Below are 16,615 nucleotides of genomic sequence, written 5' to 3'. Positions count from 1 at the left end.
CCGGACCGGTGCAGGCCTCGACACCGGTGATGACCACACCACCGTCCGCCCCCGCAGCGGCGCCCTGTCGAGCGTTTTTCCGGACGCATTCCCATTAGTGAGATCGACTACCATCCGTTACTCCCGACACCGGGAGCTCCTCGATGAAATTCTCCATCTCCACGACCGTCGTCGGTGTTCAGGATGGAGAGCGCAGGTGGGACCTCGACGGCTACCTGGCGGAGTGCGAGTCGGCCGACGCGCTCGGTTTCGAGTATGCGTACAAGGGCGAGCGGCGCGGGCACGGCCCTCACTCCGGAACGCATGGGGTCGTGAACAACGCTCAACTCATCGCTCAGTTCGGACTGGCGGAGACGGAGCGCCTCAAGTTCGCAAGCGGCGTGGTGCTCCTCCCTCTCTATCACCCGGTGACCGTGATCCAGGATGCGGCGATGATCAACGCCATGTATCCGGGCCGGTACCGGCTGACCGTCGGCGCCGGCTACCTGCAGGACGACTTCGACGTCTACGGAGTGGACCTGTCGGAGCGACCCGTGAGGATGCGCCGGGGCCTGGAAGCCATCAACGCATTCCGCTCCGGCGAGCCCTTCCGTTTCGCCGAAGATGACCCGTGGCGGGGTACGGTTCCTCCCCGTGATCCGGCGATGGGCGATCTCGTGCCGGAGGTCTGGGTCGGCGCGTGGAGCGATGTCGGCGTCAAGATCGCGGCACTCGGCGATGGTTGGGAGACCGGGCCGATCAGCTCGACCGCGCACCTCTCACACCTTGCCGGCCTGTACAGGGAGGAGTGCGCGAAGCTGGGCAAGACTCCTCGGATCGCCATCCTCCGTGAGGCGGCGATCGCCCCCACCGACGAAGCTGCACGAGGTGTCCTCGGCGAGTACATCCTGGATTACCACCGGATCTACTACCGGCGGGGCAACGCCTACTACAAGCCGAAGTGGGAGCCCTGGATCGAGGAGGTCGGTTCAGCGGACGACATCACCCTCGACCACGTTCTCCGCAACAGAGCCCTGGTCGGTTCTCCGGCCACGTGGATAGAGATGCTGGAGGAGTGGAAGGAGATCCTGGATCCGGAAGAGATCATCGTCCGCCTCCGGTACTTCCACGGCCCCGGACTCGACACTGCGCTCGAGGGCCAGCAGATGGTCGCCTCCGAGGTGATGCCCCACTTCGCGGGCTAGTGTCCTGTATCGGGAAAGACCGCGAAAACCGCCACGGCACACCCCACTCTTCGGGCCCTCCCCCGCCGCCACCTTTGGTCGGGACGCGTCCGCCCAAGCCCTTGGGTGGGGCGGTCCCGAACGATTTGATCCCTCACACGGTCCGGTCGACTCGGAGCCGCTGGTAATTACGGTATCCAACAACCTATAGCGGGAGTGTGACAAGTTCAACCCCCTTGCTGCCGGGCTTCAGGCCGCGACCGACGAGTCAAGAGCGATCCCGGATCGGTCGGCGCTCGCCAGGATACGTACCACATGAACCAACGATTTAGGACACTGGGTGCGAACCGCAAGATGTCCCGTTGGCCCGATAGCGGGAACACAAGACCCAGGTTGAGGCATCGCGGGCTGGTCCATTCCCACCTCTCTCGGCACCCTCCCAACGCGGTGGTGGCAATGGTCCGTCCACGCCGGGTCATTAGCAATACCCGATGGCTCTTCCCGGGCGGTGCCCTTCAGCCGGTGGTTACGGACAGGACACGGACAGCCAGGTGGAAGGCCGCGTCGGTAACACCCAGGTCGGCTCCGGCGAGTCGCTCCAGTGTGTCCGCTTCGCCGGCGGCCGCCACCGCCGACGGCTCGTCCTCCCATTCGACAAGCGTCGCCCACGAGGACATCCACGGATTGGCGTGGTGCGGGCGTCCGGTCCGGTTCAGGAGACGGGCAGCCAGGAACCCGGCACGGCTCGCAGTTTCGGGGAACTCGACATCGCGAAACCAGTCCACGACGGCGCCCTCACTCGAGCCTTCCTCCAGGTCGAAGCGGACCGAAGTCACGACCGGGGCGGTAACCGCGCCGGACCGGACGCCCTCCGACCACGGCCGGTCCGGTGCCTCCACGCCGAGCGTGTGGACCTGCCGGTAGACGGTATTCGATCGATTCGTGACCCCGGCGAGAATCGCCGGGCGTTCCGGGTCGGACTCCGGCGTTCGCTTCGTGTTGTAGGCCTCCGAGTAGAAGATCTCCGAGCTGTCGATCTCGTACACATTGAGGATGAACGGCGAACCGACCCGGCAATGGTATCCGTGAGTGCTGTGGAACCCGACCGAGATCAGGTCGGGCGCATGCTTGTGTTCGTACCAGCTCATGAAGGCCTCCAAGACCTCCGGAGCGACATCCATTCGTGCCATGTAGATGTTCGGAAGCAGGTCGATGATTCCTCCCTCGAGGCGCCGCGGATCGGTCAACGCGACGCGTCCGAACCGGAAAGACGCTGCCGCCGTTCCGCGAGTGCGGCCATTGCGCCCGTCGTGTGATGGCTCAGCGAGTGCGACAGGAAGTGGAAGCCGGCGGCCGCCCGGTAGCCGGCCTGATCGTCCATCTGCCGCAGTGAGAGCTTCGACAGCATGAGCGTCTCGGCCGGGATCCTCGCGAGGGTTTGGACGACCGACTCGATCCGCTCCTCGATCTCATCGGGCTCCACGACTTCGGACACCAGACCGGCCTCGCGGGCGGTTTGCGCATCCATTCGCTCGTCGAGCCAGAGCGTCTGCTTGGCGCGCCGCGAACCCACGGCCCAGGCGAAGGCAGGAACCTCGGCGTCGTTGATGCCCATGGCCGGGATGATGGGTGAGCCGAAGACGGCGTCAGGCGTCGCGTACACCAGATCCGCGACGGAGACGAACATCAGGCCGGCCGCGAGGCAGTGGCCATGGGCGAGCACGACCGTAGGCACGGGCAGCTCGCGAAAGCGGTTCACCGGATCCACGAACAGTCGTTGCTCCCATCGCATCCGGCCCTCCACCGACTCGACCGCCCGGGCGTACTCGGCATGCGTCACGATCTCTTTGAGGTCATGGCCCGAACAGAACGACCTTCCCTTGCCGGCGAGCACGACGGCGCGTACACCGGCATCCTGGGGGACCAGCTTGAGCGCGTCGTCGAAGGCCTCGAGCATTTCGGTGTTCTGGGCGTTGTGCACGCGGGGCCGGTTGAACCAGATCCACCTCGCCGGCCCACGGTCTTCCACCAGCAAGGGTGCCTTATCGTTCATCGGGTCCTCCTCCGTGCGATGATCGAGCGGCCGACGAAACGGCGGAGGCTCTCCGTGCCCCCGAGTTGTTGCTGCAGCGCCAGGCACCGTCGGTAGTACAGGTGGATTCCATACTCCCATGCAAAGCCCATCCCGCCGTGAACCTGGATCGCGTCCTCCGTCACCTGCCGGGCCACCGAGACAGTCGCCGCGCCGAGGCTGGCAGTGAGTTCCGGGCGCGGCTCATCGAGCCATGCCAGCCGGCTGACCGCGGAGCGAATGAGCTCGCATCCCGCCCGCATATCGGCGAGCTTGTGCTGGATGGCCTGGAAACCGGCCAGCGGCCGCCCGAACTGGGACCGCTGCCGGGCATAGTCCACCGACACTTCCGTGACCCGGTCCGCGATTCCGGAGAGCTCGGCAATGACGAGAACCCGGGCACGATCCACGATTCGAGCATGATCGGCGCCGGCCAGAACGGTTGATGCATCTGGCTCGAAGCTGAGCCGGCCGCGACCCTGCCCGGGGTCTACTCCGGGCTCCGGCTCGACCACGCTGTCCGGGCGGCCGAGATCGACGACCCGTGACGCTCTCTGTCCCACCACCAGCGCAGCGCTCGCTCCCTCTTCGATCCAGACCTCCGCCGTCCCGCCATCGGCGGGAGTGGAGCCGATTGCCGGGAATCCGCATCCCCATCGGGCGCCGGCCGGACGTTCGCCGGAGAATCCGTCCGTCACCAGCGGGCCCACGAGGGTCATCCTGAGGCGCGACAGTGTCGGCATCAGGCGGCGGCCTCCCACCCAGCCCACCAGGCAGAGTTGGTAGAGGTCGAGTCCCAGGCCTCCCAGTTCCTCGGGAACGGACAGCTCGGCGAGGCCGACCTCGTCCAGCGCGGCGAGCAGGGTCGGGTCAGGAGCCTGTGAAGCAGCCATGTGGAGCAGTCGATCGGTCGAGGCGAGATCCGCGAGCAGGCGATCCAGCGTGGACGCTACTTCCAGACCCATGGAGCCGTCCATCAGAGGCCCAGGAGCCGGCGGGCTATCACGTTGCGCTGGATCTCTGAAGTACCGGAGTAGATGCTGACCGACCGAGACTCCAGGAGGTCGTGTATCCATCCGTCGTCCAGGCCATCGCCGGACAGATGGTCGAACGCGGTGGCGAAGATGTCCTGGTACACGTCGGCCAGAAACAGCTTATCCACGGAACTCGAGCCCGGGACCAGCGTTCCATTCTCCTGATGGGCCAGGGTCCTGAACACCTGCGCGTCGAGCAGGTCGAGCTTCGATTCCAGAACACCCAGCGACGCGACGGCGTTCTCGATCTTGCCGAGCTCGTCGAGCCGGTCGACGAGATCGGCGAGCCGGCGTCGAAGACCGGTGGTCCGTTCCAATACGAAGAGACCGCGCTCGTAGGCCATCGCCTCCATGGCCACGTCCCAGCCGTTGCCGAGCCCGCCCAGGACGTTCTCCAGGGGCACTTCTACCCCCTCGAAGAAGACCTCGCTGAAATGGGGCTCGCCGAGCATCTGCAACAAGGGCCGGACCGTCACACCGGGCGATTCCATGTCGACGATCAGGACGGACAGACCGGAGTGTCTCACCCCTTCGGGGTCGGTCCGCACCAGCAAGGCATTCCACTTCGACAGCTCTGCGCGGCTCGTCCAGACCTTCTGGCCGTCGACCACGAGAACGTCGCCGGAGACCTGCGCCCTCGTGCGGACTGCGGCGAGGTCAGATCCGGCGTCCGGTTCGGAGAAACCCTGGCACCAGATCTCGCCGGCATCGAGCATGCCGGGGAGAAAACGGGCCTTTTGCGCCGGTGTGCCGAGGCTGAGAATCGTGGGTCCCCAGGTATAGAGGGCAAGGCGGTTGATGAGCTGCGGCATGCTGGTCGTGGCGAGCTCCTGGCACAGCACGGCCTCCGCGGCCAGACCCATCCCTCCGCCACCGAACTCGGTCGGCCATGAGAGTCCGATGAAGCCCGCCCGGTGAAGTTGACGCTGCCATCGGGTGAGTGCCGCCATCCGAGCCTCGTATTCGAAGGGCTCCGGTCCGGGGTCGTTGTTCCGGAGCCATCGGCGAAGGTCCTGCCTCAGGTCATCCGACTCGCTCTCGACCCTCAAGGTCGGTGGCACGACGCTGCCAGGGACGATGCGGCTGAAGGGGGCTTGCATTATCCGAAATAATATCTCACCTGTTATAACCAGCCTCACTACCAGCAACACGAAGCACGAGGAGAGGTCGACCGTGACGAGGAGCAAAGCTCGACGTGCGCTCGTTACCGGAGCCGCGCGAGGCGTTGGACACGCAACCTGCCTGTCACTGGCTGACCGAGGCTACGAGGTCGTGGGCGTCGACATCCGCGAGCAGCGTTCGAACGGAGCCACGGCCACGATCAGCGCCGACCTGAGCGATCCGTCGGACTGCGACCGGGTGATCGCCGAGGCCGGGAAGATTGACGTCCTCGTGACCGCCCACGGCTTGCTCGAGCCGAGAACGATCGAGTCCACGACCGTCGATGACTTCGATCGAGCACTGAGCGTGAACCTTCGTTCCGTGTTCCTGCTGTGTCAGGGGAGCGCACCGTCCATGGCCGCTCAAGGATGGGGGCGCATCATCAATTTCTCCAGCGTCGTCGCCCGGACCGGCGGGTTTTCGTCCGCGCCCTACGCCGCAGCGAAGGCCGGGGTCATCGCGCTCACGAAGTCGTTCGCGTCCGTGTACTCGAACAGGGGTGTCACCTGCAATGCCGTGGCGCCCGCAGCTATCGACACCGAGCTCAACGCATTCCTCGACGAAGCGGGGCGCCAGAGGATCGTCGATCAGTTGCCGGTCGGTCGGTTCTCGACACCGGAGGAGTTCGCGGCGCTCGTCGTGTATCTCGCCGGAGACGACGCCGGTTTTATCACCGGCGCAACCATCGACATGAACGGCGGATGGGTGATGACGTGATGCAGGTTCGGAGATCTCTCGTTATGTGCCGACACCTACAACATAGCGAGACCATCCACGCCGGCCGATACCACACAGTGAGACGGTGAAAGACTCGACGGCAGCCGGACGAGGCGAGCGACTTGCCCGCCACCTCCATGCCAACCCCGAGACGGGGCTGGCCGAGATCGATGCTTCGGAGCGCTGCGTACGCCTTTTGAGCGAATGTGGATTCGGCGTCCAGCGCGGCATAGCTTCGCTCGACACTTCCTTCGTCGCCGAAAAGAGGCTCGGTGCGGACGGCCCGACGGTCGGGCTGGTGGTCGAATACGACGCTCTACCCGAAGTCGGACACGGTTGTGGGCACAATCTGATCTGTGGCGGGGTCATGGAAGCTGCGCTGGACCTGGCCGACCGTTCTGACCTGCGGGGCACCCTCAAAGTGATCGGCACTCCGGCCGAGGAGCTCTTCGCCGGCAAGGCACCCATGCTGGAGGCAGGCGCCTTCGACGGAGTCGACGCCGCATTCACCTATCACCCGTCTGACGTGGTCGCCGTGTTCGGGACGCTGAACGGCGCCGCCCTGTTCGAATTGTTTTTTCAGGGACAGGCGTCACACGCGGCCAGCCGACCGTGGGATGGCCGGAGCGCTCTCGATGCGGCGACTCTCGCGGCGCATGCTCTCGCGATGGAACGCCAGTATCAACGGGACGGCTGCCGGATCCACGCCAAGGTGGAGTCTGTGTCCGGAAGCCACAATGTCCTGCCGGATTCGGCGAGCCTGAGGGTGAACGTTCGAGCTCCGGAGGACGATCTCCTCCAAGGTCTCGTCGAGAGCGTGGAGCGCATTGCCGAGGGATCAGCCCACGCCACCGCGACAGCGGTCACCGTGAGTCTTCTGAGCAAGGCGCGTCCCTATCTGATGCACGAAGGGCTCGCTCGACTCGCCTGGGATGTTCTGGGAGTCCCGGACGGCACTACCTACGACATCTCGGGCTCCAGCGATCTCGGTGACGTCAGCCAGGCGATCCCGACCGTGTGCGTTACCGAAGTCGGTTGGTCACCCGTAACATGGCACTCGCGCGAACTACATGACGCCGCCGGTTCCGAGGGCGCGTACGAGTCGATGCATCGGGCCGCCGGCGCCTTGACGAGGATGGTCGAGCGGTTCGTGGCATCTCCGCACGAATGGCTGACGGACCCCGCGCCGGGTTGACGTTGCCGAGAGACCAGCTGGACCGGTGAGCGAAGACAGTGGGTAGCCAACACGAGAACGAGCGAGATCGGGCGTGGGTATCGGCTTCCGGGGTCGAGCTGGAACCGGTCTACCGCCCGCATCATGTTGCTGAAGGGCAGCGCCTCGCAGCCGGGTCGCTGCCCGGCGCAGCCCCCTTTCTGCGGGGCGCATACCCCGAAATGTACCGCTCCAAGGACTGGCGGATCTTCCAGTTGAGTGGATTCGGCAACCCGTCCGACATGAACAAGCGAATCCGGTTCCTCCTGGACGCCGGGGAGACAGGCGTCATCGTCAAGCACGATCGGATGACGGACGACCACCTCTATGACGTCGACCACCCGGAGGTAGTCGAGCGTCGAGAAGACGTGGGCTTGACGGGCACGGTCACGGTCGGGCTCAGGGACTACGAGACCATCATGGATGGAATCCCGCTCCAATCCATCTACGTCAAGCCGGGCGGAGGGGTCCCGCAGAGCGCCCCGTACACGCTGGCGTGCTACTGGTCCACGGCCGGCCGACGTGGGATTCCGCTCGAGAAGTTGAGTGGCACCGGCCAGAGCGACTTCTTCCTCACGTACATCGGGTGCCCGACCAAGGAGCAGATACCTCCGCGTGCTGCGATGCGGCTCAACCTGGACATCATCGACTGGTGTATGGAACGGATGCCGCATTGGGTGCCGGTCTCGATTGCCGGATACAACGGAGCGGACTCCGGGCTCAACGCCTGGCAGGAACTCGGAGCCGTCTTCGCCAATGCGGTCGAGTACCTGGAGGCGGTCTCCGATCGGGTGGACGGCGACTACGACAACTTCGCCCGGATGATCGGCGGCGTGAACTTCCGCACCTCCATGGATCTCTTCGAGGACGCGGCGAAGCTGAGAACGGCGCGCAAGATGTGGCATGACCTGCTGACCGACCGGTACGGCGTGACGGACGAACGGGCTCTTCGCCTCCGCATCCATGTGGTCACGGCCGGCAGCAACATGGCCTACCAGGAGCCACTCAACAACATCGTCAGGGGGACGGTGATGGCTCTGGCCGCCGCGCTGGGCGGCACCCAATCGCTGGGAGTCTCGGGCTATGACGAGGCCATGTCGATCCCCTCCGACCATGCGCACCTGATGTCGATCCGGATCCAGCAGATCCTCCAGGAGGAGACGAACATCACCGCGGTGGCCGATCCGCTCGGGGGTTCCTACTACGTCGAGCACCTCAGCCAGGAACTCGAGAGGCGGGCGCTCGCCTTCATGACCGAGATCGAGAAGCAGGGAGGTTTCCTCTCGGTGATCGACAGTGGCTGGCTCCTCGACCAGGCTGCTCGCGGCCAGATGGAGGAAATGGCGGCAATCGAGAACGGCGGCAAGCGAATCGTCGGTACCAACGTGCATCGCGCAAACGAAGAACTGATGCCGATCAGTGGTTTCGAGGGGCGCTCCGGGGAGGAGACCTGGGAGAGGGCCATGCAGCGCCTCACCTCGTTGCGGCGGGAGCGACACGGACGGGAAGCGATGCGGAGGCTCCGGGATCTCGAAGCTGCTTGCCGGACGACCGGGAACGTGGTCCCCCGGGTCATGGAGGCGGTGCAAGCCGACGCAACCATCGGGGAGATCGGGGACGTATTCCGGAACGCTTTCGGCGTCTGGGAAGTTCCGATGCGGTTCTGAGCGGTATGAAGCACGCCAGGATCCTGATCGCGAAGACGAGCCTCGATGGGCATTGGCGAGGAGTCATGGTCGTCGCCCGGGCCTTCAGGGACGCCGGCTTCGATGTGGTGCTCGGGGGAATGCTCCGAGCCGGCGATATCGCACAGATGGCCGGCGACGAGGACGTCCAGATCATCGGTCTGAACGTGGGGGGAAGGATCGAGGTCGTGCATCGAATCCTCGACACGCTGGACGAAGCCGGACTCGGGGACATCCCGGTCCTGGTGGGAGGGACCATCCCGCCACAGGCGATCGACGGTCTCGTCGCCCGCGATGTCTCCGTCCACCCCCCCGGAAGCCCGCTGACCGAGATCGTCGATGCTGCGAACCGGCTCGCCGGCAGGGTCGGGTGACCGCCCGGATGGCGAGCCGGCCGCCTTCCGACTACCTCACGAGCCGCCTGAGACGCGCAACGCTCGGAGACGTCTTGGAACGCAGGGCTCTTCGCGACGGGGACGCTCCAGCCGTGGTCGTTCACACGGGTGACCAGGGACGCCTCGACCTCACCTACGGCCGGCTTGACGGCCTTGTCAACCGGATGGGCCGCTCGCTCCGGCGGCAGGGCATCGGGGCCGGAGACGTCGTGGCGATGATGGCCGGCAACGGACTCGACCACATCGTGACCTACTACGCCGCTCTCAAGATCGGCGCCGTATTCACAACCCTCAACCCGAATCTGACCGAGTTCGAGACGACCCGACAGCTCGAGAGCGCTCGACCCCGCTTGATCGTCGCCGAGGAACGATTGACCCGGATGCTGGCCGGCTCCGTCGAGTCGGTCATCCCCACGAGGACGGCGAGTGACAGCGTGATTCCCGGGAGCGAGCTGGCGGCCATGCTGGGGGAAGAGGAGCCGCTCGCGGACAATTGGCATGTCAGCGAGCACGATCTCGCAATGATCATCTACACATCGGGAACGGAGAGCGAGCCGAAGGGCGTTCGCATACCCCATCGCAACTTTCTGATCGCAACGTCTCCCGCCTGGACCGGAGAACGGTATGTCGAGCATGATGACCGGTTCCTCCTTCTGGCCCCGATGCACACGATGGCCGGTGTCGGGACGGTCACCAATCTGGTCTCGGTGGGCGCCACCATCGTGCTCGCCGCCAGCACGAAGGCGGCGCACTCCCTGGAACTGATCGGGTCGGAGCGGATCACCAACATGTCGCAAACTCCCACCTTCTACGTCCGTCTGACCGAGCACGGAGACTTCGACCGGGCTGACATCTCATCCCTCCGGCAAGCCCATACCTACGGCGGTGTGATCCCCCTTCACGTCACGGACGCGATGTCATCCCGTGTCCCGAAGCTGAGTTGGGCGACATACTGGGGGCAGACGGAGTTGAGCCAGCTCGGCGCCATCGGCTACTACGGCAGCCAGGCCGAGATTCCGGGGCAGGATCCGCGCTGGATCGGGCGCGCCGTGCCACAAGTGGAGGTCCGGGTGGTCGACGAAGCCGATCAACCGACCGAGGTCGGCGAGCTGATCTGCCGATCCCCGGCCGTAATGGAGGGCTATCACTGCCGGCCCGACCTGACAGCCGAGGTCACGAGAGGCGGTTGGCTGCGAACCGGCGACATCGTCCGGATCGACCGGGACATGAACCTCTTCTTCTATGACCGCAAGAAGGACGTCATCAAGTCCGGCGGATTGAATGTCTCCTCGCTGGAGGTCGAGAGTGTTCTCTCGAGGATTCCGGGCGTCCGAGAAGTGGCAGTGGTCGGTACTCCCGATCCGGTGTGGTCGGAAGCGGTCACCGCATTCATCGTGCGAGAGGACGGCAGACCCACGGACACGGCGGAGTTGATGGCCGCGGCGCGACGGGACCTCGCGGCATTCAAGCTGCCGAAGCGCTTCCACTACCTGCCGGCGCTGCCAAGGGACACGCAGGGCAAGGTGCTCAAAAGGCAGCTACGAGAGCTGGCAGTGGAATAGTTGATCGTGGTCACAGGGGACCCGCGGTAACGACGAACGCGAGCTTGAACGAGTCCTGGAGACACGCCCCTATCCGTCGATAGGGGGAACCGGCCGGCGTTCAGCCGGAGGTCAGGCGGCGCTTCAGTTCCGCGCGCCGGGCGTGGAGGATCGGCTCTGTATAGCCGGAGGGCTGTTGCGTCCCGAGGAACACCAGGTCGCATGCGGCCTCGAAGGCCGGGCCGTCGAAGGCCGGCGCCATGGGCCGGTAGGCCGGATCGCCGGCGTTCTGGCGATCTACCACCACCGCCATCCTCTCCATCGTCTCCATGACCTGGTCGCGGTCCACCACCTCGTGGTGGAGCCAGTTGGCGATGTGCTGGGAGGAGATTCGGCAGGTGGCGCGGTCCTCCATGAGCCCGACGTCGTTGATGTCGGGAACCTTGGAGCAGCCGATCCCCGCATCGACCCATCGCACCACGTAGCCGAGGATCCCCTGCGCGTTGTTGCGGAGCTCGGCGGCGATCTCCTCGGACGTCCAGTCGGTACTCGGGGCCAGCGGTATCTCGAGCAACTCGGCCAGGTCGCGGGGCGGGCGGCTGGCGATCTCGTCCTGGCGGGCGGCCACGTCAACCCGGTGGTAGTGGGTGGCGTGGAGGGTGGCGGCGGTCGGCGAGGGCACCCATGCGCAGTCGGCGCCGGCCATCGGATGGCCGACCTTCTCCTCGAGCATGGCCGCCATGAGGTCAGGAGCGGCCCACATGCCCTTGCCGATCTGGGCCCTGCCCCGGAGACCGCAGGCGATGCCCACATCGACATTCCAGTCCTCGTAGGCCTGGATCCAGCCCTGGGCCTTCATCGTGGTCTTGGGCACCATCGGCCCGGCCTCCATGGAGGTGTGGATCTCGTCGCCCGTGCGATCGAGGAAGCCGGTGTTGATGAAGACGATCCTCGACCGGGCGGCCCGGATGCATTCGCCCAGGTTGAGGGTGGTGCGGCGCTCCTCGTCCATCAGGCCGATCTTGACCGTGTCGCGAGGCAGGCCCAGCACGTCCTCGACGTGGTCGAACACCTCGGACGTGAAGGCCGCCTCGGCCGATCCGTGCATCTTGGGCTTGACCACGTAGAAGGAGCCGGTCCGGGAATTGCGCCCGGCCCGCTGCCCTCGCAGGTCGTGACATGCCACCAGCGTGGTGACCATGGCGTCCACCAGCCCCTCGTAGGCCTCGTTCCCGTCCCGATCGATCACGGCCGGGGTGGTCATCAGGTGGCCCACGTTGCGGGCCAGGAACAGGGAAAGGCCGGGAAGCGTGAACCCCGCTCCGTCCGGCGCGGTGAAGGTCCGGTCCTCCGCCAGGCGCCGGGTGAAGGCCCGACCGTTCTTGGTCACCTCGGCGGTGAGGTCGCCCCTGGTCAGGCCCAGCAGGTTGCGGTAGGCGAGCGTCTTGTCCTCCGCGTCGACGGCGGCGATCGAATCCTCGAGGTCGAGGATGGTGGTGACGGCCGCCTCCATCACGATGTCGGACACGCCGGCCGGATCGACGGCGCCGATGGGATGCCCGGCGTCGACCTCGATGACGATGTGAAGGCCGTTGTTCCGGAGGAGCACCGCGCCGGGGGAGTCCGGGGCTCCCCGGTAACCGGCGAACCTGTCCGGTCGGGCCAGGCCGGTGGTCGCGCCCGACGACAGCCGCACCCGCAACCCGCCGTCCGCCACCGAGTACCCGGTGGCGTCGGCGTGCGAGCCATCGGAGAGCGGGACCACGTCATCCAGGAATCGCCGGGACCAGGCCACCACCCGGCGACCGCGGGCCGGGTCGTACGGACCGGCCGGGGCCGGGTCGCCCAGCGCATCGGTGCCGTAGAGGGCGTCGTAGAGGGATCCCCATCGGGCGTTCAGGGCGTTGAGGGCGAACCGGGCGTTCATGATCGGGACCACCAGTTGGGGGCCCGCCACCTCGGCCATCTCGGGGTCCACGTCGGAGGTGGTGATAGAGAACTCCGGCCCCCGGGGCTCGATGTAGCCGATCTCCTCCAGGAAGGCCCGGTAGGCCGCCCGGTCGAAGGCCCGGCCCCGGTTAGCCCTATGCCAATCGTCGATTGCGGCCTGGAGCTCGGCGCGCCGTTCGAGCAGGCCCCGGTTCCGTGGGCCGAAGTTGTGGATCAGGTCGGAGAAACCCTTCCAGAAGAGACCGGTTTCCACGCCGCTACCGGGGAGTGCCTCGTCGGTGATGAAGCGGTAAAGGGCGTCGGCAACTACCAGGCCCTCGGTGTTCATGGCATTTCTCCTCGGCGTGCGCCGACTACAGACCAGTCAGGGTCGGCGCCGCACGAGGTCCCGGCCCACCTCGCCAACCGACCGCACTCCGGCCAGCGCCATGGTAGAGCGCATCGTCCCGGCCAAGAAGTCGAGCACCCAGTCGACTCCCTTCTCCCCACCGGCGCCCAGCCCGTACAGGTAGGCGCGGCCCACCATTACCGCTCGAGCGCCGAGGGCGAGCGCCTTCAGGATGTCGGACCCCCTCCTCACTCCGCCGTCGCAGATGATCTCCGCCTCGTCGCCTATCTCCTGGGCAATCGGCTCGATGAGCCCGATGGGTGTCGGGGAGCCTTCCAGCTGGCGACCGCCGTGGTTCGAGACGGCGATAGCGTCCACGCCGTGCTCGACCGCCCGGCGGGCGTCCGCCACGGACTGGATCCCCTTGATGATGATCGGCCCATCCCAGACCGAACGGAACCATTCGATGTCCGACCACGACAGGCTGGCGTCGAACTGGTCTGTGATCAGGCTGGCGAGGGCCACAGCGGAGCTGCCGTCATGGTCGGTGAGGCCCACCACGTTGGAGAAGGTGATCGGCTCGGCGGTCAGGAAGCGCCACGTCCAGGACGGCCTCCGCATCCCGTCGATGAGCATGTCGAGCCCCAGCTTGGGGGGCAGGGTCATCCCGTTGCGCACATCGCGTTCCCTTCGGCCGGGCACCGCCAGGTCCACCGTGATGACCAGCGCTTCGTAGCCGCATGCGGCCGCGCGCTCGATCATGTTGCGAACGAGCTCGCGGTCCTTCCAGACGTATACCTGGAACCAGTTCCGACCGCCGGCGCCCGCATCGGCCACTTCCTCGATGGAGCGGGTTCCCAGCGTGGACAGGGCATAGGGGATGTCGTGGCGGGCCGCGGAACGAGCCACCGGCAACTCGCCCCCGGGGTCGACGATCCGGGTGAAGCCGGTCGGGGCGAGGACCACCGGCATCGGTAGGGGCCGGCCCAAGAGGGTGGTCGAGGTGTCGATGTGGGTCACATCCCGGAGCACGGACGGAACGAACTCCCAGTTGTGATAGTCGGAGCTGTTGCGACGGTAGGTGATCTCGTCCTCGGCAGCGCCGTCCACGTAGTCGAACACCCCTCGGGGGAGACGGCGGCGGGCGATGAGGCGGAGGTCGGCGACGTTCGCCGCGGATTGCATGCGCCGCAGGTCGGGGTCACTTTCGAAGGTCCGGAAGCGCGCCACCGACCTGATCGTTCTGAACATACCCATGGGAAGGAAGGCTAGCGATCTGCGCAACCGGGTTGCCTCGTGCCGGTGGGATCCCGCTGTCCACGGCGATGGACGCGAGGCGCATTCCCGGGCCTGTAGCCGCGTGATTCTCTATCGATAAAGGAAACAGACCGTCTATTCGCCCGCTCGTGTCACACCTTCATCTTATGGTGTTGATCAACCGCAAACCCGGATTCTTCATGCGTGGACGGCCGGCTCTCGAACGGATGAAGAAAGACACTCTGACCTGGCCGTACCGAGCCGCCGGCCTGTTCATATGAAGAATCAGGGTTAAAGCACCAGCGGTCCGGCTCCGACGTCGACCTGGGCCGTGTGAGGGAACATATCGTCGAGGCAGCCCCCACCCCGGGGGAGGACGGAACGCGCTCGACACCAAGGTGGTGGCGGTGGGGGAGGGCCCGGCGGGGCGGCGCGGCTCGCCGCGATTTTCGCGTTCTTCGCGGGCCTGGACAGTACAGCTAGCTCCCGGCGTTCCAGACGAAGCGGGGATGGGCGCCGAGGGGCGGCCAGTAGCCGTCCTTGCGGTATGCCCAGTATTCGAAGGGGTTGTCGTAGTAGGCGAATGTCTCCACCACCGATCGCCAGTTGCGCCGATCCATCAGCAGCCCTACCACCAGTCCGGCACCGCCCGCCAGTACCAGCCAGGCGCCGTAGCCGAGAACGTACAGGGGACCGAACATCCGGTTCTGGAGGACGTGGGTTCCCTCGTGCCTCTCGATCAGCTGCCTTCGCCGCAGCACCTGCGGCGACTCCCCGCGCAGCCCGGTGTCGCCCCCGGCAGCCGAGACCACGTTGCCGAACGTGATGGCGAAGCGGGACCGGAAGGTGAACCCGCCCTCGTACACGTGCCGGTTGGTGCGGCGGCTCATGCCGTCGAAGTACGAGGAGGGATGGACTGCGTTGACCAGATGCAGTAGCACCCCGCCGGCCACGCTGATCAACCCCCAGGTCGAGTCCAGGCCCCAGCACATCCAGCCGTGCGGCCGGCTCCACCGGTAGACGCCCTTCGCGCCGCTGATCGCCCCGTTCAGCCCGGCCGCCCCCACGGCGGCGACCTCCAGCGGGGCCGGTATCCATCGGAGGGCCGCTACGCACAGCCAGGCCAGCCCGGCTCCGGCGAGCCCGACCGTTACCGCTTCCAAGACCGATGCCGGGAGCCGTCTGTCCCCGGGCTCGGTCACCACAAGAAGCCCTTGTGGGCGAGCGCGGCCGCGTCCATGGTGGCCGCCACGCCGACATGCACCGCGACCCCCCACCAGATGGAGCGGCTCCGCAGGGCCAGCGACCCCAGGATGATCCCTCCCAGGATGGCCGCCAGCGCCTCGAGGACCGGCTTGCCGTAGTGCAGCATGTTGTACGGGACCATCATCACGAACACCGACAGGTAGCCGAAGCGCGGGCTGAGGCCGTGCACCATGAAACCGCGGAAGAAGAACTCCAGCGCCACGAACTGCAACCCGTAGATCACCCACCAGATCGCCATGCGGGGCCAGAGCCCCTCGCCGGGGGCCAGGTCGTAGAACGGGTACTTGGCCTGGAATGCCGGGGTGTAGGAGGCGATCACCACGAACGGGACCGACAATCCCAGCAACACGGCGTAGATGCCGCCGTGCGATCCGACGCCCCTTATCCGGAGGCCGTAGTTCTCGATCCTGTCCCTGAGGACCAGCTTGACGGCGGCGATGGGGAGAAGGGTGTAGGCCAGGATCTGCCCACCACCCCAGAAAACCAGCCGGTTGAGCTGGGCCGAGTCGGATCCCTCGAAGGCACTCCGGGCCCGCTCGGCCCACCCCCCTGCCCCCAGCATCTCCAGCAGGGACACGAACCAGGCCGGGTTGGTAGTCCCGAAGTTGAGAAAGGTGAGGCTGAGCGCCGATACGACCAGCACCACCACGACCTGGCGCCGGTCTCCTGTGAGGTAGTCGCGCCGGAGCCGGCTCATGGAGATCGAGGGCATCTCCCCCAGGTTAAGCATTGGAAAGCGGTCAAGCTATCGTCGAGAAGGATGCCGAGCAGTCCGCGGGCGCTAGCGCCGGGCGGGATCGTGCGCGGCCGGCGAGTGCCATGTACTACATCGAT

Annotated in this window: 14 protein-coding genes; 6 read left to right on the top strand and 8 right to left on the bottom strand. The window is 66.2% G+C overall.

The genetic code is table 11. The features are described 5' to 3' along the window. Window positions 1-143: 143 nt before the first annotated feature. On the top strand, window positions 144-1,184 hold the full coding sequence (locus ACOQPD_RS09770; protein WP_420611769.1) for an LLM class flavin-dependent oxidoreductase: 1,041 nt from the start codon (window positions 144-146) through the stop codon (window positions 1,182-1,184). A 494-nt stretch (window positions 1,185-1,678) separates the two neighbouring features. Here the strand turns inward: ACOQPD_RS09770 and ACOQPD_RS09765 are convergent, their stop codons facing one another. Genes ACOQPD_RS09765 through ACOQPD_RS09750 form a run of 4 tightly spaced genes read right to left on the bottom strand, consistent with a single transcriptional unit; the run spans window position 1,679 to window position 5,368 of the window. Beyond that, the gene (locus tag ACOQPD_RS09765) at window positions 1,679-2,410 is read right to left on the bottom strand and encodes a hypothetical protein (RefSeq protein ID WP_420611768.1); all 732 of its coding nucleotides are present in this window, start codon (window positions 2,408-2,410) and stop codon (window positions 1,679-1,681) included. Beyond that, a complete protein-coding gene (locus ACOQPD_RS09760) occupies window positions 2,407-3,192 on the bottom strand; it encodes an enoyl-CoA hydratase-related protein (RefSeq protein WP_420614381.1) in 786 nt (261 codons plus the stop codon). Before ACOQPD_RS09760 ends, ACOQPD_RS09765 begins: the two co-directional genes overlap by 4 nt. Window positions 3,193-3,212: 20 nt before the next feature. Beyond that, the gene (locus ACOQPD_RS09755; RefSeq protein WP_420611767.1) at window positions 3,213-4,199 is read right to left on the bottom strand and encodes an acyl-CoA dehydrogenase family protein; all 987 of its coding nucleotides are present in this window, start codon (window positions 4,197-4,199) and stop codon (window positions 3,213-3,215) included. A gap of 11 nt (window positions 4,200-4,210) precedes the next feature. Then, window positions 4,211-5,368, bottom strand: a complete 1,158-nt coding sequence (locus tag ACOQPD_RS09750) for an acyl-CoA dehydrogenase family protein (protein WP_420611766.1) — start codon at window positions 5,366-5,368, stop codon at window positions 4,211-4,213. A gap of 73 nt (window positions 5,369-5,441) precedes the next feature. Between ACOQPD_RS09750 and ACOQPD_RS09745 the strand changes: the two genes are divergently transcribed. From ACOQPD_RS09745 to ACOQPD_RS09725, 5 genes are all read left to right on the top strand, one after another. Next, complete coding sequence (locus ACOQPD_RS09745; protein ID WP_420611765.1) at window positions 5,442-6,146, top strand: SDR family NAD(P)-dependent oxidoreductase; 705 nt, start codon at window positions 5,442-5,444, stop codon at window positions 6,144-6,146. Window positions 6,147-6,231: 85 nt separating this feature from the next. Then, window positions 6,232-7,341 carry an amidohydrolase gene (locus tag ACOQPD_RS09740; protein WP_420611764.1) on the top strand — a complete coding sequence of 370 codons (1,110 nt, stop codon included), beginning with the start codon at window positions 6,232-6,234 and terminating at the stop codon, window positions 7,339-7,341. Between the two features lie 38 nt (window positions 7,342-7,379). After that, complete coding sequence (locus ACOQPD_RS09735; protein ID WP_420611763.1) at window positions 7,380-9,026, top strand: methylmalonyl-CoA mutase family protein; 1,647 nt, start codon at window positions 7,380-7,382, stop codon at window positions 9,024-9,026. Window positions 9,027-9,031: 5 nt separating this feature from the next. Next, a complete protein-coding gene (locus tag ACOQPD_RS09730; protein ID WP_420611762.1) occupies window positions 9,032-9,418 on the top strand; it encodes a cobalamin-dependent protein in 387 nt (128 codons plus the stop codon). A 74-nt stretch (window positions 9,419-9,492) separates the two neighbouring features. After that, window positions 9,493-11,001: a class I adenylate-forming enzyme family protein gene (locus ACOQPD_RS09725; RefSeq protein ID WP_420611761.1), complete on the top strand. Its 1,509-nt coding sequence runs from the start codon at window positions 9,493-9,495 to the stop codon at window positions 10,999-11,001. A 100-nt stretch (window positions 11,002-11,101) separates the two neighbouring features. On the opposite strand, the gene ACOQPD_RS09720 is transcribed toward ACOQPD_RS09725, so the two are convergent. The 4 genes from ACOQPD_RS09720 to ACOQPD_RS09705 all read right to left on the bottom strand — a co-directional run bounded on the left by ACOQPD_RS09720 (window position 11,102) and on the right by ACOQPD_RS09705 (window position 16,478). Continuing rightward, window positions 11,102-13,258, bottom strand: coding sequence for a malate synthase G (locus ACOQPD_RS09720; RefSeq protein WP_420611760.1), 2,157 nt, complete (start codon window positions 13,256-13,258; stop codon window positions 11,102-11,104). 36 nt (window positions 13,259-13,294) lie between these two features. Then, window positions 13,295-14,488: an alpha-hydroxy acid oxidase gene (locus ACOQPD_RS09715; RefSeq protein ID WP_420611759.1), complete on the bottom strand. Its 1,194-nt coding sequence runs from the start codon at window positions 14,486-14,488 to the stop codon at window positions 13,295-13,297. A gap of 506 nt (window positions 14,489-14,994) precedes the next feature. Then, window positions 14,995-15,717: a hypothetical protein gene (locus tag ACOQPD_RS09710; protein WP_420611758.1), complete on the bottom strand. Its 723-nt coding sequence runs from the start codon at window positions 15,715-15,717 to the stop codon at window positions 14,995-14,997. Continuing rightward, window positions 15,714-16,478: a CPBP family intramembrane glutamic endopeptidase gene (locus ACOQPD_RS09705; protein ID WP_420611757.1), complete on the bottom strand. Its 765-nt coding sequence runs from the start codon at window positions 16,476-16,478 to the stop codon at window positions 15,714-15,716. The genes ACOQPD_RS09710 and ACOQPD_RS09705 overlap by 4 nt, the downstream gene beginning before the upstream one ends. Window positions 16,479-16,615 lie beyond the last annotated feature (137 nt).

The organism is Candidatus Spongiisocius sp., from assembly GCF_965221825.1.
Classification (GTDB): domain Bacteria; phylum Actinomycetota; class Acidimicrobiia; order Spongiisociales; family Spongiisociaceae; genus Spongiisocius.
Note: the sequence above shows the minus strand (reverse complement) of the source record. Positions and strands in the feature narration are given on the sequence as shown.

What these genes read in the sequence shown, in the direction of transcription:
- ACOQPD_RS09730 (WP_420611762.1), top strand. Translation starts at nt 9,032, where the DNA reads ATGAAGCACGCCAGGATCCTGATCGCGAAGACGAGCCTCGATGGGCAT.
- ACOQPD_RS09770 (WP_420611769.1), top strand. Translation starts at nt 144, where the DNA reads ATGAAATTCTCCATCTCCACGACCGTCGTCGGTGTTCAGGATGGAGAG.
- ACOQPD_RS09755 (WP_420611767.1), bottom strand. Translation starts at nt 4,199, where the DNA reads ATGGGTCTGGAAGTAGCGTCCACGCTGGATCGCCTGCTCGCGGATCTC.
- ACOQPD_RS09750 (WP_420611766.1), bottom strand. Translation starts at nt 5,368, where the DNA reads ATGCAAGCCCCCTTCAGCCGCATCGTCCCTGGCAGCGTCGTGCCACCG.
- ACOQPD_RS09720 (WP_420611760.1), bottom strand. Translation starts at nt 13,258, where the DNA reads ATGAACACCGAGGGCCTGGTAGTTGCCGACGCCCTTTACCGCTTCATC.
- ACOQPD_RS09705 (WP_420611757.1), bottom strand. Translation starts at nt 16,478, where the DNA reads ATGAGCCGGCTCCGGCGCGACTACCTCACAGGAGACCGGCGCCAGGTC.